This window comes from Herbaspirillum sp. RTI4 (assembly GCF_034313965.1).
Taxonomy (GTDB): domain Bacteria; phylum Pseudomonadota; class Gammaproteobacteria; order Burkholderiales; family Burkholderiaceae_D; genus Herbaspirillum.
The window spans coordinates 3,577,157-3,600,951 of record NZ_JAVIWQ010000002.1 but is presented as its reverse complement, the minus strand read 5'-3'; the positions used below and the strand labels follow the sequence as shown (position 1 = coordinate 3,600,951).

General features: G+C 57.3%; 13 protein-coding genes. 7 read left to right on the top strand and 6 right to left on the bottom strand.

Annotated features, from left to right (window positions below):
- The first annotated feature begins 70 nt into the window (after positions 1-70).
- The 5 genes from RGU70_RS16030 (at position 71) to RGU70_RS16010 (ending at position 10,298) form a co-directional block, all read left to right on the top strand.
- Complete coding sequence (locus RGU70_RS16030) at positions 71-679, top strand: Spy/CpxP family protein refolding chaperone (RefSeq protein WP_322210384.1); 609 nt, start codon at positions 71-73, stop codon at positions 677-679.
- A 335-nt stretch (positions 680-1,014) separates the two neighbouring features.
- A complete protein-coding gene (locus RGU70_RS16025) occupies positions 1,015-2,319 on the top strand; it encodes an MdtA/MuxA family multidrug efflux RND transporter periplasmic adaptor subunit (RefSeq protein ID WP_322210383.1) in 1,305 nt (434 codons plus the stop codon).
- Positions 2,320-2,329: 10 nt separating this feature from the next.
- A complete protein-coding gene (locus RGU70_RS16020) occupies positions 2,330-5,473 on the top strand; it encodes an MdtB/MuxB family multidrug efflux RND transporter permease subunit (RefSeq protein WP_322210382.1) in 3,144 nt (1,047 codons plus the stop codon).
- Between the two features lie 12 nt (positions 5,474-5,485).
- A complete protein-coding gene (locus RGU70_RS16015) occupies positions 5,486-8,695 on the top strand; it encodes an efflux RND transporter permease subunit (protein WP_322210381.1) in 3,210 nt (1,069 codons plus the stop codon).
- A gap of 151 nt (positions 8,696-8,846) precedes the next feature.
- Positions 8,847-10,298 carry an efflux transporter outer membrane subunit gene (locus RGU70_RS16010; protein ID WP_322210380.1) on the top strand — a complete coding sequence of 484 codons (1,452 nt, stop codon included), beginning with the start codon at positions 8,847-8,849 and terminating at the stop codon, positions 10,296-10,298.
- 97 nt (positions 10,299-10,395) lie between these two features.
- Here RGU70_RS16010 and pabB read toward each other — a convergent pair whose 3' ends face one another.
- Positions 10,396-12,228, bottom strand: coding sequence for an aminodeoxychorismate synthase component I (gene pabB, locus RGU70_RS16005; RefSeq protein WP_322210379.1), 1,833 nt, complete (start codon positions 12,226-12,228; stop codon positions 10,396-10,398).
- Positions 12,229-12,458: 230 nt separating this feature from the next.
- Here pabB and RGU70_RS16000 point away from each other — a divergent pair, with 230 nt between their 5' ends.
- Both RGU70_RS16000 and RGU70_RS15995 read left to right on the top strand, forming a co-directional pair.
- Entirely contained in the window at positions 12,459-13,862 is a 1,404-nt protein-coding gene (locus RGU70_RS16000) for a DHA2 family efflux MFS transporter permease subunit (RefSeq protein WP_322210378.1), read from the top strand.
- A 49-nt stretch (positions 13,863-13,911) separates the two neighbouring features.
- Positions 13,912-14,892 carry a magnesium and cobalt transport protein CorA gene (locus RGU70_RS15995; RefSeq protein WP_322210377.1) on the top strand — a complete coding sequence of 327 codons (981 nt, stop codon included), beginning with the start codon at positions 13,912-13,914 and terminating at the stop codon, positions 14,890-14,892.
- Between the two features lie 25 nt (positions 14,893-14,917).
- On the opposite strand, the gene RGU70_RS15990 is transcribed toward RGU70_RS15995, so the two are convergent.
- The 5 genes from RGU70_RS15990 to RGU70_RS15970 form a co-directional block, all read right to left on the bottom strand.
- Positions 14,918-15,901: a T6SS immunity protein Tli4 family protein gene (locus RGU70_RS15990; RefSeq protein WP_322210376.1), complete on the bottom strand. Its 984-nt coding sequence runs from the start codon at positions 15,899-15,901 to the stop codon at positions 14,918-14,920.
- Between the two features lie 17 nt (positions 15,902-15,918).
- Positions 15,919-16,902: a T6SS immunity protein Tli4 family protein gene (locus RGU70_RS15985; RefSeq protein WP_322210376.1), complete on the bottom strand. Its 984-nt coding sequence runs from the start codon at positions 16,900-16,902 to the stop codon at positions 15,919-15,921.
- 17 nt (positions 16,903-16,919) lie between these two features.
- Positions 16,920-17,903: a T6SS immunity protein Tli4 family protein gene (locus RGU70_RS15980; protein WP_322210375.1), complete on the bottom strand. Its 984-nt coding sequence runs from the start codon at positions 17,901-17,903 to the stop codon at positions 16,920-16,922.
- Positions 17,900-19,606 carry a hypothetical protein gene (locus tag RGU70_RS15975; protein ID WP_322210374.1) on the bottom strand — a complete coding sequence of 569 codons (1,707 nt, stop codon included), beginning with the start codon at positions 19,604-19,606 and terminating at the stop codon, positions 17,900-17,902. Before RGU70_RS15975 ends, RGU70_RS15980 begins: the two co-directional genes overlap by 4 nt.
- A gap of 237 nt (positions 19,607-19,843) precedes the next feature.
- A complete protein-coding gene (locus RGU70_RS15970) occupies positions 19,844-23,794 on the bottom strand; it encodes a translocation/assembly module TamB domain-containing protein (protein WP_322210373.1) in 3,951 nt (1,316 codons plus the stop codon).
- Between the last annotated feature and the right edge of the window lies 1 nt (position 23,795).

The window sequence follows — 23,795 nt, the reverse complement described above, 5'->3', positions numbered from 1 at the left end:
GTTAAATGGGAACCGTGCACTTCGCACTGCAAATAGCAAACGGCATGACTTCACAGTTAAAGGATTCAATATGTTAAAGCTACGACAAAAAATCGCCACAGGCTTGTTGGCGACTGCGTTCGGCACCATGACATTTTTCGCACAAGCGCAATCGGTGCAGCCAGCGCCGCCGGCACCGGTCTCGGCTTCCGTCCCGGCCCCCGGTGAGCATGGTGAGCATGGTGGACGCGGACCGCGTGCCGCACCGACACCGGAGCAAATCGCCAAATTCAAGGCCGGCTTTGAAAAACACCTCGCTGCCTTTCACGACAAGCTGCAACTGACTTCCGCTCAGGAACCTGCCTGGCATGCTTTTAACGCACGCATGCATCCTGATACGCCGCCAGCACCGCGTGCACGTTTGGCAAAAGACGCCACTGCGCCTGAGCGACTGCAACAACAGATCGACATGCTGAAAAACCGGGAAGAAATGCTGAGCGCACGTCTGGTCACCGTCAAGGATTTCTATGCCGTGCTAAACGATCAGCAGAAAAAAGTATTCGATCAGCAGACCGCGCGTTTTGAGCATCACTTCTGGCAGCGTGGTGGTCACGGAGGTGATCGTAAAGGTGGTCACGAGGGTGGTCATGAAGGCGGCAAAAACGGCGCTCATCATGACGACGAGCGTATGAGCAAATAAATAAAACAGCCCTCCGTTCTTTGCCAAGCGAGCGGAGGGAATTTCTGAAAGCAGAAATACCCCTGAAGAAGTGTGACAATTGACGCAAAATCAGGGCCAGGGCAGGGGAAAAGCAGTCACTGCATGAATACGCTGGTAGGGCCTCCCTGAAATGACCTGCACTGTTGCCTCACTGTTGCATCCATTGTTGCATCCGTAGTTGCCTCCGTCTTTGCTTTCGCTATTGCCTTATCAGCGATAACCTGACTCACCACAATTCAGTCCCTCCAGAAAGTATTCTGGAATAACAATAGAATGCGGTTCGTTCTTCACCGATTGAATCGACAAAAATCCGTATGAATACGCTCCCCTCCTTGCCTCCTGACACCGACAATCAACTCGCCCTGATCGCCAAAGCAAAAGCGCGCCGCAGACGGATCTTATGGTTGTTGATCCTGATCCTTGCGCTGGTGCTGGGCGGATATTACCTGTGGGGGCGAAGCAAGGCACCCGTCGAAGGCGGCGCGAATGGCAAGCGTCAATGGCAGGGAAGTGCGATGGTCATCCCGGTCGGTGTTGCCGCCGCTACCACCTCCGATGTCAATATTTACCTGTCGGGACTGGGGGCAGTTACCGCCACCGCCACCGCCACGGTCAAGAGTCGCGTTGATGGCCCACTGATCAAATTGCACTTCAAGGAAGGCGCTTTGGTTAAAAGCGGCGACCTGCTGGCCGAAATCGATCCGCAGCCTTACCGTATCCTGGTCGATCAGGCCGATGGTCAACTTATGCGCGACCGCGCACTGCTCAGCGCGGCACAGATTGATCTCAAGCGTTACAACATGCTGCTGTCGCAAGATTCGATAGCCAGTCAGCAAGTCGATACCCAGGCCGCGCTGGTGAAGCAATACGAAGGTACGGTCAAGGTAGATCAGGGACTGCTGGACAATGCGCGTCTCAACCTGAGTTACACCCGTGTTACCGCACCGATCAGTGGCCGACTTGGTCTGCGAGTCGTTGATCTGGGCAATATCGTGCACGCCAGCGATACCACCGGCCTCGTCATCATTACGCAGGAACAACCGATTACCGCGGTGTTCAGCATTCCCGAGGACAATATCCCGGCCGTGATGAAGCAATTACAGAGCGGCAAACAAATGCCTGCCCAAGCCTGGGACCGCGATTTGAAAAACCGGCTCGACAACGGCCAACTGCTGACTATCGACAATCAGGTTGATGCCACCACCGGCACCGTCAAACTGAAGGCGCAATTTCCGAATGCCGACTACGCCTTGTTTCCCAACCAGTTCGTCAATATCCGCCTGCTGCTCGATGTGCGTAAAAGCGCCATCGTCGTTCCTGGCAGCGCTGTGCAGCGCGGCTCCTCGGGGCTGTTCGTCTATCTCGTCAAGCCCGACCAGACGGTCACGGTGCGTCCGGTCAAGACCGGCCCGGTGAACGGCGAGCAGATCATCATCGAGAGCGGTATCGTCAGTGGCGAAACAGTGGTGATCGATGGTGTCGACCGTTTGCGCGAGGGCGCGAAAGTGGAAGCCATCGTGCGCGGTGGTGCCAACGATCCGGCCAACAAATTAACCGAGAAATCCGATAAACCTGCGCGTGGCAAGCGGCCATCCGGCAGCGCTGGCAGCCGTCCGTGAAGGCAGCAGCATGAATCCTTCACGGCTGTTTATTCTCCGACCTATCGCCACATCGCTGCTGATGCTGGCCATTTTGCTGGTCGGCATCGTGGCCTACCGGCAACTGCCTTTGTCCGCACTGCCCGAAGTCGATTACCCGACGATTCAGGTCGTCACGCTCTATCCCGGTGCCAGCCCGGATGTGATGACTTCTTCCGTCACGGCACCACTGGAGCGGCAGTTCGGACAGATGCCCGGACTCAAGCAAATGTCCTCGTCCAGCTCCGGCGGCGCTTCGGTCATCACCCTGCAATTCAATCTGGAACTCAATCTCGATATTGCCGAACAGGAAGTGCAGGCCGCCATCAATGCCGGCACCAACCTGCTACCTTCCGATTTGCCGACGCCGCCGATTTACAGCAAGGTCAATCCGGCTGATACCCCGATCATGACGCTGGCTGTTACTTCAAAGACCATCCCCTTGCCCAAAGTGCAAGATCTGATCGATACCCGGCTGGCGCAAAAAATTGCGCAAGTCAGCGGCGTGGGTCTGGTCAGTCTGTCCGGCGGCCAGCGGCCAGCGGTGCGTCTGCAACTCAATCCACGCGCTGTGGCGGCGCTGGGTCTCAATCTGGACGACGTCCGCACCGCCATTGCCAATGCCAACGTGAATCAGGCCAAGGGCAGTTTCGACGGCCCTGCGCAAGCCTCGACCATCGATGCCAACGACCAGATGAAATCGGCGGAGGAATACCGCAGACTCATCATCGGCTACAAAAACAGCGCGCCAATCAGACTCAGCGATGTGGCCGATGTGGTGGACGGTGCTGAAAACGCCCGTCTCGGTGCCTGGGCCGACGATACGGCTGCGGTCATTGTTAACATCCAGCGTCAGCCTGGCGCGAATGTCATCAAGGTGGTCGATGACATCCAGAAAATTCTACCGGGCCTGCGGGAAAGTCTGCCGGGGGCCATTGATGTACGCATCCTGACCGATCGCACCACGACTATCCGCGCCTCTGTCAGCGACGTCCAATTCGAATTGCTGCTCTCTATTGCGCTCGTCGTGATGGTCATTTTTGTGTTCTTGCGTAATGTGCCTGCCACCATCATTCCCAGTGTGGCAGTGCCTTTGTCGCTGGTCGGTACTTTTGGCGTCATGTATGTCGCCGGTTTTTCGATCAACAATCTGACGCTCATGGCGCTGACTATCGCCACCGGTTTCGTGGTCGATGACGCCATCGTCATGATCGAAAATATTTCACGCTATATCGAAGAAGGCATGGAGCCGCTGCAAGCAGCGCTGAAAGGCGCGGCGCAGATTGGCTTCACGATCATTTCGCTTACTTTTTCCCTGATTGCGGTACTGATTCCACTGCTGTTCATGGGCGACGTGGTGGGACGCTTGTTCCGCGAATTTGCGGTCACGCTGGCGGTGGCGATTCTGATTTCGGCAGTCGTATCGCTGACGCTGACGCCGATGATGTGTTCCAAACTGCTGCGTCACATTCCGCCCGAAAAAGAAGGCTGGTTCGCCCGTCGCAGCGCCGCTTTTTTCGATCGCGTGGTGGCGCGTTATGCGGTGGCGCTGGAATGGGTGTTGAACCGGCAGGTACTGACTTTGACGGTCGCTGTTTCGACCCTATTGCTGACGGTGTTGCTGTACGTGTTCATTCCCAAAGGATTTTTTCCGGTGCAGGATACCGGCGTCATTCAGGCCGTATCAGAGGGCGGGCAGTCGATTTCGTTTTCCGCCATGGCGCAGCGGCAACAGGAGCTGGCGCGCGTTGTACTGAAGGACCCGGCGGTGGAAAATTTGTCTTCCTTCATCGGTGTCGATGGCGCTAACGCCACCCTCAATAACGGCCGCATGCTGATCAACCTGAAACCGCATGCCAGCCGCGATATCAGCGCTGCCGATGTGATCCGGCGCTTGCAACCGGAACTGAACCGGCAGGTGGCCGGCATCACGCTCTACATGCAGCCGGTGCAGGATTTGACGATAGAAAACAGCGTCAGTCGCACGCAATATCAATTTACGCTGGGAGCCGCCAATGCTGCGGATCTGAGCTTGTGGGTGCCGAAACTGATCGCGCGTCTGCAACGTCAGCCGGAACTGGCCGATATCGCCAGCGACGTGCAGGATAATGGCTTGCAGGTGTTCATCGATATCAACCGCGATGCCGCTTCACGGCTGGGCATTACCACGGCAGCGATCGACAATGTGTTGTACAACGCCTTTGGCCAGCGGCTTATTTCCACCATTTACACGCAATCGAGTCAGTACCGGGTGGTGATGGACGTGAAGCCGGAATTTCAACAGGGGCCGCGCGCGCTGGAGCATATTTTCCTGGTGGCGTCCAACGGCAAGCAGATTCCTCTTACCAGCCTTGCCACGATCACGGAGCGCAATGCGCCGCTGGCCGTGAATCACCTCGGACAATTTCCGGCGGCGACCATTTCCTTCAATCTGGCTAAAAATGCCTCCCTGGGCGAGGCAGTCGATGCGATCAAGACGGCGGAAGCGGAAATCGGCATGCCGGCCGGTATCGTCACCAGTTTTCAAGGGGCAGCGCTGGCGTTTCAGGCGTCCTTGTCGAACACGCTATGGCTGATTCTGGCGGCGATCGTGACCATGTACATCGTGCTGGGCGTGCTGTATGAAAGCTATATCCATCCGATTACCATTCTCTCGACCTTGCCCTCGGCGGGTGTCGGCGCGCTGTTGTCGCTGATGCTGTCGGGCAATGACCTCGGCATCATCGGCATCATCGGTATTATTTTGCTGATCGGGATCGTCAAGAAAAACGCCATCATGATGATCGACTTCGCGCTCGACGCGGAACGTAATCAGGGCATGGCACCGCGCGATGCGATTTTCCAGGCTTGCCTGTTGCGCTTCCGGCCTATTCTGATGACCACCATGGCGGCCTTGTTGGGCGCATTGCCGCTGATGCTGGGGCAGGGCGTGGGTGCTGAATTGCGTCAGCCGCTCGGTATCACGATGGTCGGTGGTCTGATCATGTCGCAAATCCTGACCCTGTTCACAACGCCGGTGATCTATCTCGCCTTCGACCGATTGGGACGCCGCTTGCGCGCCCGCTTCGGCAGACAGGAGCCGCATGACGTGGTGCCGGATTCCGCTGCGCCAGTTTCCGATTCTCCGTCCGCCTGACGCCCTGACCGCATGAATATTTCCCGCCCCTTCATTGAACGGCCGATTGCCACCACGCTGCTGACCATAGGCGTGGCGCTGGCCGGCATGCTGTGTTTCCGCCTGCTGCCGGTGTCGCCCTTGCCGCAGGTCGATTTTCCGACCATTTCCGTTTCTGCATCCATGCCCGGTGCGAGTCCCGAAACGATGGCAGCGACGGTCGCCACGCCACTGGAACGCTCGCTGGGAGCAATTGCCGGTGTGACGGAAATGACGTCCAACAGCTCGCTCAGTTCGACCCGCATCACGCTGCAATTCGATCTCAGTCGCGACATCGACGGCGCTGCGCGCGATGTGCAAGCAGCGCTCAATGCCGCACGCAATCTGCTGCCTTCAGGCATGCCGTCTACGCCGACCTATCGCAAGGTCAACCCGGCCGATGCGCCGGTTCTGATTCTGGCATTGACGTCGGACACGCTGTCGCCGGGTCAGATTTACGACGCTGCCGACAGCATCCTCAGCCAGAAACTGGCGCAGGTGAAGGGGGTAGGGCAGGTCAGTGTCGGTGGCAGCTCGCAACCGGCAGTGCGTATTGAACTCAATCCGTCGTCGCTCGCCAAATATGGCCTCGGCACGGCAGATGTCAGGACGGCAGTTGCTGCCGCTAACGCCAACCGGCCTAAAGGTTTGGTCGAGCAGGGCGACCGCAACTGGCAAATTTACGCCAACGATCAGGTCTCCACCGCCGCTACTTATGCGCCGCTGATCGTCTCGTATCGCAATGGCGCAGCAGTGCGCGTGAGCGATGTGGCGGAGGTGAAGGATTCGGTGGCCGATCTGCGCAATGCCGGTTCGTCCAATGGCAAACCCTCGGTGCTGGTCATCATCAATCGCCAGCCCGGTGCGAACATCATCGATACGGTCGATCAGATTCGGGCCATGCTGCCGCAATTGCGGGCTTCGATCCCTTCCACTATCAATATTGAAGTCGCGCTGGACCGTACTCCTACTATCCGCACCTCGCTCAAGGACACTGAATACACCTTGCTGATGTCGATTGCGCTGGTGATCATGGTGGTGTTCCTGTTCCTGCGCAACGGCCGCGCTGCGCTGATTCCCAGTGTGGCAGTGCCAGTGTCGCTGATCGGTACTTTCGGCGTGATGTATCTGCTCGGTTACAGCCTCGATAATCTATCGCTGATGGCGCTGACGATCTCTACCGGCTTCGTGGTGGATGACGCTATCGTGGTGCTGGAAAACGTGACACGTCATCTGGAAAAAGGAAAATCGCCGCTTCAGGCCGCGTTGATTGGCGCAAAAGAAGTTGGCTTCACCGTGCTGTCGATGAGTATTTCTCTGGTGGCGGTGTTCATCCCTATTTTGTTGATGGGGGGCATTGTGGGCCGCTTGTTCCGTGAATTCGCGGTCACGCTGTCGGTCGCCATTGCGGTCTCCCTGGTCGTGTCGCTGACCACTACGCCCATGATGTGCGCGCTGCTGTTGCGTCCTGAATCAGAGCGCCGGCACGGACGCTGGTATTTGTACAGTGAGCGCGTTTTCGACGCCATGCTGCGCTTTTACGAACGCACGCTGACGTGGGCGCTGCGTTTTTCTCCGCTGATGATTGTCATCCTGATGGCGACCATTGCGCTCAATGTTTATCTGTACAAAATTGTTCCCAAGGGATTTTTTCCGCAGCAGGATACCGGCCTCCTGGTCGGTGGCATTCGCGGCGATCAGTCGATTTCCTTTCAGGCCATGAGCGTCAAGCTCAATGAGTTCATCGGCATCGTTCGGGCCGATCCTGCGGTCTCATTTGTGACGGCTTTCACCGGCGGTTCGCGGCGTAACGGCGGCTTCATGTACATCACACTGAAACCGCTGGGCGAGCGCAAGATGTCGGCCGATAAAGTGATTGGGCGCTTGCGTAACAAGTTGTCGCATGTGGTGGGTGCCAATCTGTTCTTGCAAGCAGTGCAGGACATCCGCGTCGGCGGCCGTCAAAGCGATGCGCAGTACCAGTACACCTTGCAATCCGATGATATTGAATTACTGCGACTGTGGGAGCCGAAAATCCGTAATGCGTTCGCCAAGTTGCCGCAACTGGCGGACGTCAATACCGATCAGGATGAAAATGGTTTTCAAACTACGGTCACCATCGATAGGGATACGGCGATGCGCATGGGTGTCACGCCGCAGCTGATTGATGCCACGCTGAGCGATCTGTTCAGCCAGCGTCAGGTGTCGACCATCTACAGCGGCATGAACCAGTACCACGCCGTGATGGAAGCCGCGCCGCAGTACTGGCAAAGCCCGCAGATATTGAAAGATATTTACGTCAGCATCGCCAGTACGAGCAGCAATCTGTCGCCGACCACTTCGGTACTGGGCCAGCCGCCAGCGCTGACTGCCGGCGGCAAACTCAATTCCAATAGTTCGCTGGCCTTGACCCTGTCGACACAGGCCGCCTCGCAAGTGCCGCTGTCGGCATTCAGCCGATTTGAAGCGACTACTGCCGCGCTGAGTGTCAGTCATCAGGGCCAGTTCATAGCTTCCACGGTGTCATTTAATCTGACGCCCAATTCTTCGTTGTCGCAAGCGACCGATGCAATTAACAAAACGATGGCGGAACTGGGTGTGCCCACCGCCGTGCATGGCGGTTTTGAAGGTACGGCCAATGCCTTCAGTTCCTCATTGTCGAGCCAGCCGCTGCTGGTTCTGACGGCGCTGCTGGCGGTTTATATTGTGCTGGGCATTTTGTACGAAAGTCTGGTGCATCCGATTACGATCATCTCCACCTTGCCTTCGGCCGGTGTCGGTGCCTTGCTGGCATTGTTGCTGACCGGCACTGATTTCAGTCTGATCGCATTGATCGGCGTGATCCTGCTGATCGGTATCGTCAAGAAAAACGCGATCATGATGATCGACTTTGCGCTGGATGCCGAACGTCGGCTCGGCATGACGCCGCACGATGCCATCTTTGAGGCTTGCCGTCTGCGTTTCCGGCCGATCATGATGACGACGATGGCGGCTTTGCTGGGCGCGGTGCCGCTGGCGATTGCTTACGGCGCTGGTGCTGAATTGCGTCAGCCGCTCGGTATTGCCATTGTCGGTGGCCTGATCGTCAGCCAGATGCTGACCCTGTACACCACGCCGGTAGTCTACCTTTACATGGGGCGCTTCGGCCTATGGTGCCAGCGCTTGCGCAGGCGCGGTCCCGCTAACAATCATCCCGCAGCCTGATGCGTACGGAAAACTGAATATGAAAAAAATATCCCCTCGCGCATTACCGATGCGTTCGATATCACGTTCGATATCACGTTTGACACCGCGTTTGATGCCGCGTTTGATACCGCGTTTACCACCGCCTTCGTCCTCGTCCTCGCGGCCCGTTATGCCGTTGGCTTTGACGCTGGGATTGAGCTTGTTGTTAAGCGCTTGCAGCGTCGGGCCGGATTATGTGCGGCCGCAAACACCGCCCTTGCCGCTGGCGTTCAAGGAAATGCAGGACTGGAAACCGGCGCAACCGGCCGACCTGAAAACGCGCGGCAACTGGTGGGAAATGTTTGGCGACGCGCAGCTCAATGGGCTGATCGCGCAGATCGATATTTCCAATCAGAATCTGGCGCAGTCGGAAGCCACTTTCCGAAAGGCGCTGGCACTGGTGCAAACGGCGCAGGCGGCGTATTCGCCGACGCTCAAACTGGGCGTCGGTGGCACGCGTTCCGGCACCAACACGCAGGCGAATGGCCCGGCGATTGGCAATAATTACAACGCGTCGCTCAGTGCCGCCTGGGAAGCCGATGTCTGGGGTCGGGTGCGGCGCAATGTGGAATCGAATGAGGCCAGTGCGCAGGCCAGCGCCGGTGACCTTGCTGCCGTCCGTCTGAGCGCGCAGGCGCAACTGGCGCAGGATTATCTGCAACTGCGGGTGCAGGATCAATTGCAAAAATTGCTCGATGACACGGTGGTCGCGTATCAACGTTCCTATACCCTCACGCAAAATCAGTATCAGGCAGGTGTTGCCGCCAAGTCGGATGTGATTCAGGCGCTGACCCAGTTGCAGACCGCTCAGGCCTCGGCACTGGATAACGGCGTCCTGGGCGCGCAACTGGAACATGCGATTGCCATGCTGGTCGGGCAGCCGGCCTCTTCATTTTCGATTGCGCCAGCGCCGCTGCTCCTGACTGCGCCGCCGGTGCCGGTGGCCTTGCCTTCGATGCTGCTGGAACGGCGTCCCGATGTCGCTTCGGCCGAGCGACTGGCAGCGGCGGCCAATGCGCAGATCGGCGTAACCAAAGCGGCCAACTATCCTGATCTGTCGCTGTCGGCGTCGGGCGGCTACCAAAGCACCAGTTTCGCCAACTGGTTCAATTTGCCGAATCGCATCTGGTCGTTGGGGCCGCAACTGGCGCAAACGATTTTTGATGGCGGCGCAACGCGTGCGCTGACCTCTCAGGCGATTGCCAGCTATGACGCCAGTGTTGCCGTCTACAAGCAGACGGTACTGATGGCATTCCAGGAAGTGGAAGACAATCTGGCGGCATTACGTATTCTGGAGAAAGAAGCCGCAGTGCAAGATCAGGCGCTGCAGTCGGCGCGTCAGGCGCTGGCGCTGGTACTGAATCAATACAAGGCGGGAACGGTCAGCTACGTCAATGTGATTACGGCGCAGGCAGTGGCGTTGACGAGCGAACGTTCTTCGCTCGCTATTTTTAACCGCCGTTTGACTGCCAGCGTGTTACTGGCCAAGGCCTTGGGCGGCGGCTGGAGTGTGGATGCCATGAGCGATTTGTCGCAGGTGAGCGGGGCGCAGCGGCCAGCGGATGCGTTGCCGGCAAACTGATTTTCTTGGGACTTACGCAAAAGGCCGCTGGTGTTGTTGCCTCGCTTTGCCGCGCAACTTGCATTGTCAGCGGCCTTTTGCGTAAGTCCTATTTCTTTTAATCCCACACCACTTCCGCGCGCAACACGCCGCGCAAGGCATTGCAGACCACGACCTGTTGCGCCCGTTGCAGATCGTCGCGCGTGAGCATCCGTTCTTGCGCCTGCCAGACGCTATCGGCCAGTATCACGCTGCGCATGATGCCCGGTAACACGCCGGCTTCTAGCGGTGGCGTGCACCAGACTCCCTCCAGCTGGATGAAGACATTGCTGCGGCCGCCTTCAGTCAGATAGCCGTCGCGATTGAAAAACAGCATATCGAAACCGCCGCGCCGTTCTGCTTCGCGCCAGCTGGCATCGTAGAGCCCGCGGACGGTGGTCTTGTGTTGCAGGAAAACATCCGCCGCATCGGTGTTGTCTGGCGCGATAAACAGTTGCACCGGTTCGTCCAGTTCGCTCAGCCACGCGCTGTGCAGATCGATTTCGCCATCCGCTTGCAGCGTCACACGCAGCCGGTACGGCTCGCTGGTGGCCAGATCGGCACAGGCTTGTTGCAGCGTGAGGCGCAGTTTTGCTTCGTCGAAATGGAAATCGAATCGCTGAGCCGAATCGCTGAGTCGCTTGAGGTGCCGTTCAAGGTGACGGCAGCCGTTTTTGCGACTGGCGTGGATGGTTTCAAAGAGCGAAAAATCAGTGGCGATGCCGGTCAGGAATTCGGCCTTCAATTGGCATTCGGCATATTCATCCTTGGTGACACTGTCGTACACGATGCCGGCACCGATGCCGATTTCGCCGCGCCGCATCCCTCCCGATGGCGCATCCAGATGCAGGCTGCGGATGGCGACCGAGAGGCAGAAGTCGCCGACGCGGCGTCCATCTGGCGCGGCGTCGAACCAGCCGATGGCACCGGTGTACAAGCCGCGCGGGGTGCTTTCCAGTTCGCGGATGATTTGCATGCTGCGCCGTTTTGGCGCGCCGGTAATGGAGCCGCAAGGATACAAGGCGGTAATGAGGTGAGGCAGGTCGACATCGTCGCGCAATCGGGCGTGGATGGTCGAGGTCATTTGTAAAACCTGGCTGAAGCGATTGACTTCAAATAGCTTGGTCACCTCGACGCTGCCGGGAACGGCGATACGGCCGAGATCGTTGCGCAAGAGATCGACGATCATCAGATTTTCAGCGCGGTTTTTGGCGTCGGTGGCGAGGGCGGTGGCGTGCTGCCGGTTAAGGACTTCGTCGTCGCTGGCGGCGGCAGTACCTTTCATCGGTTGTGCGGTGAGATCGCCGTCGCTATGACGGGCGAACAGTTCCGGCGAGTGCGACAGCACCGCACGTCCATCCGGCAGCAGTATCAGTGCGCCGTAGGGGGCGGGCTGACGCTGGCGCAGGCGGGTGTAGAGCGTGAGCGGATCGCCGTAAGCATCGAAGCGCAGGCGATAAGTGAAATTGATCTGGTAGGTGTCGCCTGCTTCAATGTACGAGTGGATGCGGGCCAGTGCCTCGGCAAATTCGGCTTCGTCAATGCTGGCTTGCGGTCGGGTGATGCCGGCGGATGGTGTCGTGGATGGAGGTGCTGAATGCGAGGCAAGCCAGTCGCTGACCTCCATCGGGTTCAATTGGCGGCATTGTGCGAACAAGAGAATTTCCGCCAGTGGATGTGCGGCAGCCGGGCGTGGCGCAATGTCGTGCATCTGATCGCCCAGTTCGTAGCTCAACAGGGCGACCGCATGCAAACCTTGTTGCAAGGCTTTTTGCATTTCATTGAACAGGCGCGGCAGGTCGGAGGCGTAGTCGCCTGTCAGGCGGCGGCGGTAGTCGGTGTACAGTCTCGACGTAGCTGCGGCAGTGCCGGCAGTGCCGTCGTCGAGCAGGGCGAAGCAGTCGTTCATCATGGCGGTTTAGTGAGGCGGGGCAAAGTCGTAGCTTACACGGTATACTTGCCCATTCGCCAGTCGTAAAGGCGCATTCCTCAGCTCGTTTTTTTACCCGCTTTCGTTTCCCTGTTTCTTCGGTTTTCTCCGCGCTTTCCATAGCGCTTCTCCAGGATTATTTTTTGCTTCGCCGCTGTTGTTCGTTTTTTCGCGGTGGTTTCTTTTTTCCCCTGCTCTTTTTGCTTCCTATTATGGTTGTTCCGCGCACGCTGCTTATCCCTTTAATTGTCGCTTGCGCTTTGTTCATGGAACAAATGGATTCGACGGTGATTTCGACTTCGCTGCCAGCGCTGGCGGTCGATATGGCGGTCGATCCTATCGCGCTCAAGCTGGCGCTGACCTCGTATCTGCTCAGTCTGGCGGTGTTCATTCCCATCAGCGGCTGGATGGCGGATCGCTTTGGTTCTCGCACCATCTTTCGGGCGGCGATTGCGGTATTCATGCTGGGTTCTATTCTGTGCGGCATTTCGCACAGCTTGCCGCAATTTGTTCTGGCGCGATTTTTTCAGGGAATCGGCGGCGCCATGATGGTGCCGGTCGGCCGGCTGGTGGTGCTGCGCAGTGTCGATAAGGCCAATCTGGTTCGGGCGCTCAGTTATCTGACCATTCCCGCCATGCTGGGGCCGGTCATGGGGCCGGTGCTGGGCGGTTTTATCACCACGTATTTTCACTGGCGCTGGATCTTCTTCATCAATATGCCTATCGGCATTCTCGGCTTGTATCTGGCGACGCGGTTTATTCCGCAAATCCGGGCGGAGCAGTCCGCACCGCTGGATTGGGTGGGCTTCTGCTGGTCGGCACTCGGTTGTTCGGCGCTGATGATGGGGATGGCCACGGTGGGTCGTCATCTGGTTTCCACCGATATATCGCTGGCGTGCATTGCGCTCGGTATTGTCGGTTTGCTTTTCTATGTGCGGCACGCACGACGTTGCAGCAATCCACTGATCGATCTGGCTTTGCTCAAGATTGAGACTTTGCGGGCAGGGGTATTGGGTGGGTCGTTGTTCCGCATCGGTATCGGCGCGATTCCCTTTTTGTTGCCGCTGATGCTGCAATTAGGATTCGGTTATAGCGCCTTCCAGTCGGGCTTGTTGACCTGCTTCTCGGCCGCCGGGGCGATGTTCATGAAAACGGTGGCGGTCAAATTTTTGCAGCGCTTCGGTTTTCGCACGGTGCTGATGGTGAACGGGTCGATTGCCGTCTTTTCCTTCATCGCTATCGGAGCTTTCGATTCCTCCATGCCGTATGCGCTGATGGCGGGTATCTTGCTGATAGGCGGCTGTCTGCGGTCTTTGCAATTCACCAGCCTCAATGCGATTTCGTATGCCGATGTGACACAGCGCGATCTGAGTCAGGCCACCAGCATTGCCAGCGTGGCGCAGCAATTATCGGTGGGCATGGGCGTGACGCTGGGTGGTCTGGCTTTGCAGTTATCGATGGCGGTGCAAGGGCATACGACACTGGTGACAGCCGACTTCTGGCCCGCGTTTTTGGTGGTCGGGATCATGGCGGCGACGTCGATTCCCTTGCTGATTCGTCTGCCTCGTGACGCGGGGGCGGAACTGTCTGGTCGCGGTAAAACCCGACCCGGTTGAGTTTTCCGGGACAATAGCGATTCTTCATTAAATGGGAAGCGGGGAGCGGATGATGGACAACACCATGGTCGTCAATTGCGTCGTGTATCAGAACGGCAAGAAATTGCGCGATATCACGATAGAAGAAATCAGTGATGTGCTGGAGCAGGAAGGCACGTTTGTCTGGGTCGGCTTGCTTGAGCCGGATGCGGCCATGATGCGTGAAATACAAAAAGAATTCGGCTTGCACGATCTGGCGGTAGAGGATGCCTACGCCGCGCATCAGCGGCCAAAAATAGAAGAGTATGGCGATACCTTATTCGTCGTGGTGCAGACGGCGCAGCTGGATGCGGCGGAGGTGGTGTTCGGCGAAACGCATATTTTTCTCGGGCCGCGTTTTGTCGTGACGGTGCGGCACGGTGCGTCGCGCAGTTATGCGGCCGTACGCAAGTTATGCGAAAACGTGCCGGAACGTCTGGCGCATGGGCCGAGCTATGTGATGTATTCCATCATTGATTTCGTGGTCGATCATTACCAGCCGGTGATGGATGATCTGGAAGCGCGCTTCGTCAAATTCGAGACTGCGCTGTTTGAGCAGGAGTCCGAAGAGGGGCATCTCAAGGATTTGTATCAGTTGAAACGGCAGTTGATCAAACTGCGTTCGGGGATTGCGCCAGTGGTGGAGATTTGCAGCCAGCTGCTGCGTTTTCACGACGGCTTCATCCCGAAAGATTCCCGCGTGTATTACCGGGATATTCAGGATCATGTGGTGCGTCTGCTCGATACCGGCGACCGTTTGCGTGAAATGATCGCCGCTGCAATGCAGGTCGATCTGGCGCAGGTGACGATACGTCAGAATGAAGTCGTCAAACGTCTGGCCGGCTGGGGCGCGATCCTGGCGATTCCAACCATGGTGTTCAGTTTGTACGGCATGAATTTCAAATTCATGCCGGAGCTGGAATGGCATTGGGCTTATCCCACGGTGTTGGTGGGCATTGTCGTGTCTTGTAGCTGGCTGTTCGCGCGTTTGCGCCGGGTGGGCTGGCTTTAGCGTCTGTTATCGCTTTTCCCTGCGACTAAACCGCCCCGGTCCGCAAACGGATCGATCCCAATACCGCATCCCATAATCCGAGTAGTTCTTCATCTGGTAGAAGTGCCGCAGCGACTCCCTGCTCAACGCGGAAGGAGGCACCCATGCTGGGAGCCATGATCGAATTCGGTTTTCCTCTGTAATCCCATTCAAATGAATGGGAAGTAAGTCCGCTTCCAGGTTCATTTTTAAATGCTAATTCTTCGCCATTTAATCGGGCTACTTCGCGTGCAGACTGGCGTAGTAGCGTGACTTCAGGGAACCTGTCGACAATGGTGCTGCGTTCCAGCAAGGTCGGGCCGGTGTCTACCGCGTCGATAACCTGTGTGGAAAAACCCAGGGTAATGTCATCAACGCTAACCATGACACCGACATCTTCAAAATTAGCAGGATCGACTCCGCTAACAAAGGCATGGTCGAAACAGGCACCCCGGTCAGTTGTTGCCGGATCAATAAGGCGGGGTTGAATCCGTTTAAGAATATCGTTCACGGAGGGACTAACTCCAGCCACCTTTGATCTGGCAACGGGTCCTGTAAAAAATAAGTATCCTTGCATTTCTTCTGCAAAGCGAAATGCCTCAAATTGCATTAACCCGTCACGGTCGGTATCTCTTTCAAACAGGAGAATACGGCTTTGCGGGACAGCGCCGTTTTCGGCATTGGCTAGCAATCGCGTGGCGACATCCACTCCTTGCAACTCTTGCTCCCTCGCCTCAAGCAGCGCCAGATATTGCTCTTTTGTTGCGGGATGCCACGTGAAATCCGTTCCCTTGATGCGTTGCCCCCACGAGACCTCTGTGGCGGCTTCGGGAAGGTCGATCAGGTAACGGCCGACGGCATAGGGTTTCAACGGATATTTCTTCATAGTTTTTTCTTTCGAGAGTCCTTTGACATGGGGATGACAGGCAGCCAGAGGCCATAAAGCGCCGATAGCGATGGCTGCTAGTAGTTGGCGACGGATCGTATCCATTACGTTCCCCCTCTCGACTAAACCGCCCCGGTCCGCAAACGGATCGATCCCAATACCGCATCCCATAATCCGAGTAGTTCTTCATCTGGTAGAAGTGCCGCAGCGACTCCCTGCTCAACGCGGAAGGAGGCACCCATGCTGGGAGCCATGATCGAATTCGGTTTTCCTCTGTAATCCCATTCAAATGAATGGGAAGTAAGTCCGCTTCCAGGTTCATTTTTAAATGCTAATTCTTCGCCATTTAATCGGGCTACTTCGCGTGCAGACTGGCGTAGTAGCGTGACTTCAGGGAACCTGTCGACAATGGTGCTGCGTTCCAGCAAGGTCGGGCCGGTGTCTACTGCGTCGATAACCTGTGTGGAAAAACCCAGGGTAATGTCATCAACGCTAACCATGACACCGACATCTTCAAAATTAGCAGGATCGACTCCGCTAACAAAGGCATGGTCGAAACAGGCACCCCGGTCAGTTGTTGCCGGATCAATAAGGCGGGGTTGAATCCGTTTAAGAATATCGTTCACGGAGGGACTAACTCCAGCCACCTTTGATCTGGCAACGGGTCCTGTAAAAAATAAGTATCCTTGCATTTCTTCTGCAAAGCGAAATGCCTCAAATTGCATTAACCCGTCACGGTCGGTATCTCTTTCAAACAGGAGAATACGGCTTTGCGGGACAGCGCCGTTTTCGGCATTGGCTAGCAATCGCGTGGCGACATCCACTCCTTGCAACTCTTGCTCCCTCGCCTCAAGCAGCGCCAGATATTGCTCTTTTGTTGCGGGATGCCACGTGAAATCCGTTCCCTTGATGCGTTGCCCCCACGAGACCTCTGTGGCGGCTTCGGGAAGGTCGATCAGGTAACGGCCGACGGCATAGGGTTTCAACGGATATTTCTTCATAGTTTTTTCTTTCGAGAGTCCTTTGACATGGGGATGACAGGCAGCCAGAGGCCATAAAGCGCCGATAGCGATGGCTGCTAGTAGTTGGCGACGGATCGTATCCATTACGTTCCCCCTCTCGACTAAACCGCCCCGGTCCGCAAACGGATCGATCCCAATACCGCATCCCATAATCCGAGTAGTTCTTCATCTGGTAGAAGTGCCGCAGCGACTCCCTGCTCAACGCGGAAGGAGGCACCCATGCTGGGAGCCATGATCGAATTCGGTTTTCCTCTGTAATCCCATTCAAATGAATGGGAAGTAAGTCCGCTTCCAGGTTCATTTTTAAATGCTAATTCTTCGCCATTTAATCGGGCTACTTCGCGTGCAGACTGGCGTAGTAGCGTGACTTCAGGGAACCTGTCGACAATGGTGCTGCGTTCCAGCAAGGTCGGGCCGGTGTCTACTGCGTCGATAACCTGTGTGGAAAAACCCAGGGTAATGTCATCAACGCTAACCATGACACCGACATCTTCAAAATTAGCAGGATCGACTCCGCTAACAAAGGCATGGTCGAAACAGGCACCCCGGTCAGTTGTTGCCGGATCAATAAGGCGGGGTTGAATCCGTTTAAGAATATCGTTCACGGAGGGACTAACTCCAGCCACCTTTGATCTGGCAACGGGTCCTGTAAAAAATAAGTATCCTTGCATTTCTTCTGCAAAGCGAAATGCCTCAAATTGCATTAACCCGTCACGGTCGGTATCTCTTTCAAACAGGAGAATACGGCTTTGCGGGACAGCGCCGTTTTCGGCATTGGCTAGCAATCGCGTGGCGACATCCACTCCTTGCAACTCTTGCTCCCTCGCCTCAAGCAGCGCCAGATATTGCTCTTTTGTTGCGGGATGCCACGTGAAATCCGTTCCCTTGATGCGTTGCCCCCACGAGACCTCTGTGGCGGCTTCGGGAAGGTCGATCAGGTAACGGCCGACGGCATAGGGTTTCAACGGATATTTCTTCATAGTTTTTTCTTTCGAGAGTCCTTTGACATGGGGATGACAGGCAGCCAGAGGCCATAAAGCGCCGATAGCGATGGCTGCTAGTAGTTGGCGACGTCGCGACCTCATGGATGGTCCTTCGTCATTTTGCAGATGCTGTAGGCAATGAAGCGCATCACCACGGCGTGACCCGTGTGGTAAGCGTTCTGATGGTCGATGCCGTTCACCGCCAACTGGGCGCGGACACAGGAAGGCGCGAAATACTGCGGCGCTGAACCAGAAAACGCCGGCACCGTGCCGTCGCCGGCTTCAACCGGTGGCGTCAGATATAAATACAATCGGTCGAGATTGCGTTTCGCACAAATTTCCCCTTTGGCATCGTCGCGCGTCTCATCGGCAAGTCCGCGTTCCATGAGGTCGACGTTGATGCCGCGTCTGTTGGCGTCGAGAGGGTGATCCATATTCCAAGCTGTAACAATGACTTTCCTCCATTTCAGCGTGGCATAGGTCGGGTAGCGTTCAGCGTCCTTGCCATAAAAGCTGTAGGTGTTTGGATGGTAGTGGTGTCCTAATTTGTCATGGAAGTTTTCTGCCTTACTTAGCGCGGATTCATATGAATCCCATGCCGAAGTGTTCGGCATATTTTTGAATATGTCGGCCGGATCCAGCCACTCAGGATGAATCAAGCGCCACCATTTCTCTTTCTCACGATAAATGCTGGCATACGGATTGTCACCGATGGGTATGTGATGATCCGTTTCTTCTACCCGGGCCAGGGTAGCCTTCAGCCACCGAGTCGGTTGGTAGACTTTGTTGGGCAGGAGCTGCAAACCGCCGGGGGAATGCCCAAGTACGGCCGTGACCTCGCGACCATTACTGCCGGCCACCATCTGGGCTCCCACTGTGTTCTTGATGCTGCCCAGACTAAACCAGTCGATCTGCCCCATCTCGAAGCCGGTGCGCATGCGCTTGTATGCCGCTGCTGCGCCTAGGGCCGGCATGACGCCATGCAGTACCCCCAATACGTCGTCGGCAGCGCCTCCCATCGCCGGATGCACGGCGGCACGCGCCACCAGCCCGCCCATGGAGTGCGTGACCAGAATTACTTTTTTGCAACCTCCCGAGCCGCCTAGTTTTTTTTGATACAGGGCTTTGATGCGGCGGATTTCACTGGCCAGATATTTGCCGGAGTCTTCATTCGACTGCAACCAGTTGTAGCCGACGGCGTGCACCGGAAACCAGTATTCGCCCATGTGCTCGATGTCGGCGCGATCCAGTTTCAGCGTGTCATGGTAAGGCAGCGGTATGCCGGCATCCATCAGCTCCTGGAACAGCGCGCCGATGAGGACCTTGTCGGCGTAGGGGTCGTATATGCAGGCTTGGTTCAGGAGCGAATTGAGATACGTGATTACTTTCCCATAGCTACTCCAATAGACGCTGCCCCAGCCGCGAAACTCGGCGGCCTTTGCGGGGAAATTGGCGGGAAGAAATGAGTCCTTCTTTTTGTCCACGATGAAACGCTTGTCTACCTGGGTATTTTTCGGGTCAAGAATTTTCTGGCGCGAGGCCGCATTCATAGAGGCCTCTTTATAAGTGGCTGCATCGGGACGCCACGCAAGTTCTCCCGGCTTTTTATCCGGCTTACGGATTCCATTGATCAACTTGAGATTCGACCCCATGACCCCCGGCACAAAAATCACCGGAATCGCCTGAGTCGGCGGCACTAACACCAGCGCCTTCCTTTTGTCTTCCGTGGGCGTCAGCGGGGTGCTCCAGAAGGGAAAGCCTTCGTCGTCATAGGAGGTGGGAACTACATGGAAGGCGTCGTTCATCGCTGCTTCTCAGGGGGATATGAGGGAGCGGATTTTTACATGAGCGATGTGACTGTGGGCGAGATCAGGGAAGATAAAAGGAGTATCTCGGACGAGTCAACGCGGCAGACACTAAAGAGGTGTTTTAGGTGTGTTTACAACTGACTATTCATTTGCTTGAAGGCACGCTGCCTGAAGCAAATTTTTATAGATGTGATGGACTGGAATGGACCTTGACGAATCGCATCGTTGGGAATGTCAATCGTAACGCCGGTTAAAGACCAGCCCCAGTCCGTTGATCGCACCGGCGCGCACCACCAGCGACCAGCGCCGGGAAAACTGCCAGCTCAGTTTGATGATGCTGGCAGCTGTGCTCAGACTTTGTTCGTAGCCCAGCACAATCTTTTCCGTGAGCGCTTTGCCGATATTGATCACTTGCTGATCGGTCAGACCCGATTCGCTGGCGCCGACTGAGAACTGATCCAGCCCTATCCCGCGCGCCAGATTTTTCCCGCCATAGTTGCCGAGCAAGGCCAGCGCCTGGCTCGATGCATTGATTTGCGCCACGCCGGAACTGTCGCTGCCGTGGCCGAACATGATCCATGACAATTTTTCTTCGTCCGAGACGTTCGGTGTCGAGACCAGTTTCACGCGCGGTTGCGCGGCGGTACCACTGACTTCAACGCCGGCTTCGACTTCCAGATTGCTTCGAATGGCAAGGATGTTGATGTTGGGATTATTTAACGGTCCCTGGAAATTGATGCGGCCGCTTTCGATGTTCAGTTTGCTGCCGAAGGCTTCATAGGTGCCCTCTGCCACACGGATCAGACCGACGCCGCGCAGCGGCGCATTCGGCTCGCTTTTGACATTCAGATTGCCTGCCAGCCGCAGATCGGCACCACGGCCGCGAAAGCGGAAATCGTCGCCAAAGTCGAGATCGAGATTGATGGAGGGCGACAAGCTGCTGGCCGGTTTGGCGGAGGCCTGATCGAATTTTTGCTGTCCGGTCGCCGTTGCGCCCTGAGTGGTTTTGCCATTGCTACGCACGACGATCACATCGTCGCCGAGGCTGGGGGCGCTGGATTTGGGGAAGTCGAACAGGGCGCGATCGACGCGGACTTTGCCGTCGATGCGCAACTTCTCATCCACGTTGGCCACACTGGCCTGACCGGAGAGCATCAATTGCCGTTCGGGGCTGGCGAACAATTGCAGGCGGTCGGCGATGATGCTGGCGCTCAGCGCGGGATTGGCATTGCCGAGCTGCACTTTGCCGGTGGCGCGCAGCGTGCCGCTGGCACCCTGGAATTCGACCTGACGCAAGTCGATTTCGTTATTGTCCAGCACCATTCGCACGATGCCGTTTTTCAATTGAATGCCCTGATCGAACCACAGGAATCCCAGTCCGTCGCCGTTGATGCTGCCGGAGAGCTGAGGGGACTCCGGTGTGCCGCGTGCGCTGAGTTTGGCATTCATCGCGCCCTCCAGCACATATTGCGGACCCAGCAAGCTACCGATGCTGTGCAATTGCGGCAGACTCAGTGTGGCCTCTGCGGTAAGCGGCATCTGTGTTGTGAGGGTCAGCAGGCCATCCTGCACTGGCAGCGTGCTATCGGCTTGCGTCGTCAGACTGCCGATACGATCGGCGACGATGCGTGCAGTGGTGCTTAACTGTTTGCCGTGCAGCTCGACGCGCAGTTGTGCTTGCGACAGGCCGAGAGCGATATCGCGCTCTTCCGGGGTGAAGCGGAGGTCGCCGCTTTTTCTGTTGATCTGCAGGTAGCCGCTGCCACTGTCGGCCAGCGAAAAATCCCATTGACTGTCGAACACCAGATTGCTTTTCAGCGGCAAGGTGACGCCGCCGTATTCATGCAGCAAGTCGAGCATGGCGCTTACCTGGAGATTGCTCATGCTGCCCGCGGAACGCAGACGGCCGTCCTGATAGCTGAAATTTTTCAGGTCAATGGCGGCGTCGGCGACGCTCAGTTGTGTCGCCCCCAATATCAGGCGCTTGGCTGAGGCGTCGATGTCCAGCGGAGTGGAGAGGGCAAGGCGCGGCCAGCCGCGATTTTCCAATTGTTGCAGCACGCCTTTCCAGGCATAGCCCGGGCCTTCGCGTTGCAGACGGCCTTGCGCTGCCAGCGTCAGCGCCAGCGGTTTGCCCTTGTGATCGCCGTCGGCTTTCAGTGTCAGGCGATGGGCGGCATAGGTGCCGGACAGGTCGGCGTCGAACGTGGAGAGGGTCGCTTCCGGGCCGTGATAGTCCTGCGCATGGAGCGATAGCACCAGTTTGTTGTTGGGGCTGGAGACGCTGGCTTGCAGATCGCCTTGCAGGTCGGCCTGACCGGACAGGCGCGCCAGTCGACGTGCGCCGAAGACCAGTTTCTCTGCGCGATACGTGGCGCGCAGGTTGGGACGGGTGAGACTGCCGGCGAGGGTGCCGTCGAATTGCAGCAGACCGCTCAGACCGAAGCCGAGGCTCTGCAATTGCGGGGCATGGATATGCACGGCCAGCTGGTCTTTGGCCGTGCCGAAACTGCCTTTGAGATGGAGCTGGTTGCCGGCGATGAGCAGGTCGGCGCTGCTGGGCAGCAAGCGTTCTCCATCCAGATGGAGGGTGCCGCTGCCCTGAAGCGGTAGACCGCCATAGCGGCTGTCGTGGATGCCGAAGCTCAGTTTCAATTGCGGCGGCGCTTGTGGCGGCACGGGGACTGCTTGTCCGCTGGCGCTGAAGTCCATGTTGATGTCGGCTTGCAGGCGGGCTTGATCGGCCGGGGAGGTCTTGATCCAGGTGGCGGGATTGAAGTGCGTCAGTTTGCCTTTGAGATCGAAGGGCATGGCGTCTTGCAGACTGACTGCGCCGTTCAATGCCAGACTGGATTTGCCTGCGCTGAGGCTGGCGTCGGTGAGCGTGATGTTGTCAGCTTCCATGGCGGCATCGAGCCCGATGCGCAAGGCGGCATCGGCCAGTTGCAGCTGGACTTCTTGCCGCTGCGGGGTGAGCCGGAGAGTGAGCGGCCCTTGCAGACGGGACGCGGCCAATGCGCCATACAGGGACTGGAGGTTGAGGCTGCTCGCTTGCAGCGTGAATGCACCGGTGCCGTCCTTGAGGCTACCGTTGCCGCTGAGCTGGCCGTTACCGGGCAGGCGGACGTTCAGTGCTGTCAGCGTTTGCGTGGTCTGATTCATCTGCACATCGGCGCTGGCGCTGAGCAGCGGCAGGCGCTGCCGGTCGAGCGCGCCGGGAAGGGCGTTGCTCGCACTTACTTTGCCGCCGACGCTTAGCGGCGTGGTGGGGCTTGCCAGGGGCTGCAAATCAGCGTGCAGGCTGATATCGGCTTTTGGCGCGGCGGCGTTGAAGGCTTGCGGGTTGATATGCAGCAGGTCGATGCGGGCCGTCTGAAACGGCAGTGCGGCGAACGGTGTGGCGACGATCTGCGCCTTGCCTTGCAGTTTGTCGCCGCTGGCGGCTAGTGCGATGTTGAGCGCTTCCAGGGAGCCGCTTAATTTGGCGTCCAGCAGATACTGTTCGCCCTTGGGTGCGCTTTTGTCGGTGTCGATGATGCCGCGCAATTGCAGGCTGCCGTCGAGGGCAAACGGGCGCTTGCCGCTGAGTTGAAGGTCTGCTTGCGCGATACCGTAGGGCGTAGTCAGCGTTTCCAGTGTCAGTGCGTGGGTTGTGCCGTCCGATTTGCCGTGCAGTTGCAGTTTGCTCAATTCCAGCGCGCCCGTGCCTTGTCCGTAGCGCAGTTGTTGCAGGCGGATATCGTTTAGCGTCAGTGCCAGTGGCAGTTGGATTTGCTGCGGCAGAGTGGTTGGGGAGGAGGGGGAGGTGTCGTCGATGGCGAGCATGCCGAGATGCAGCCAGCTGACGTTGAGACGGCGTTGTTGCCAGTCGATATTCCAGCTACCGGCAAGGCTGGAGAGATCGATACGCAGCGTGCTGTTGTGATAAGCCACTTTTTCCAGATGCAGGCCGTGCAGCAGGTTGCCGCTGACGTAGTTGCCGGACAGGCTGTTGTGGAACAGCCTTGTGCTGGCGTTCCATAGCAGGCGTGTGCCCTTGTCGTAGCGGACGGCGTAATTGAGCAAGGCTGCGCTGATGAGGAGCAGAGCCAGTAGCAGACCGAGCAGCAGTGCGGCGGCCTTCGTCAGTGTGCGGGCGAGGCTGTTGCTGTTTGGTTTGTTCGGGTGTTCGGCAGGCGTTGGCATG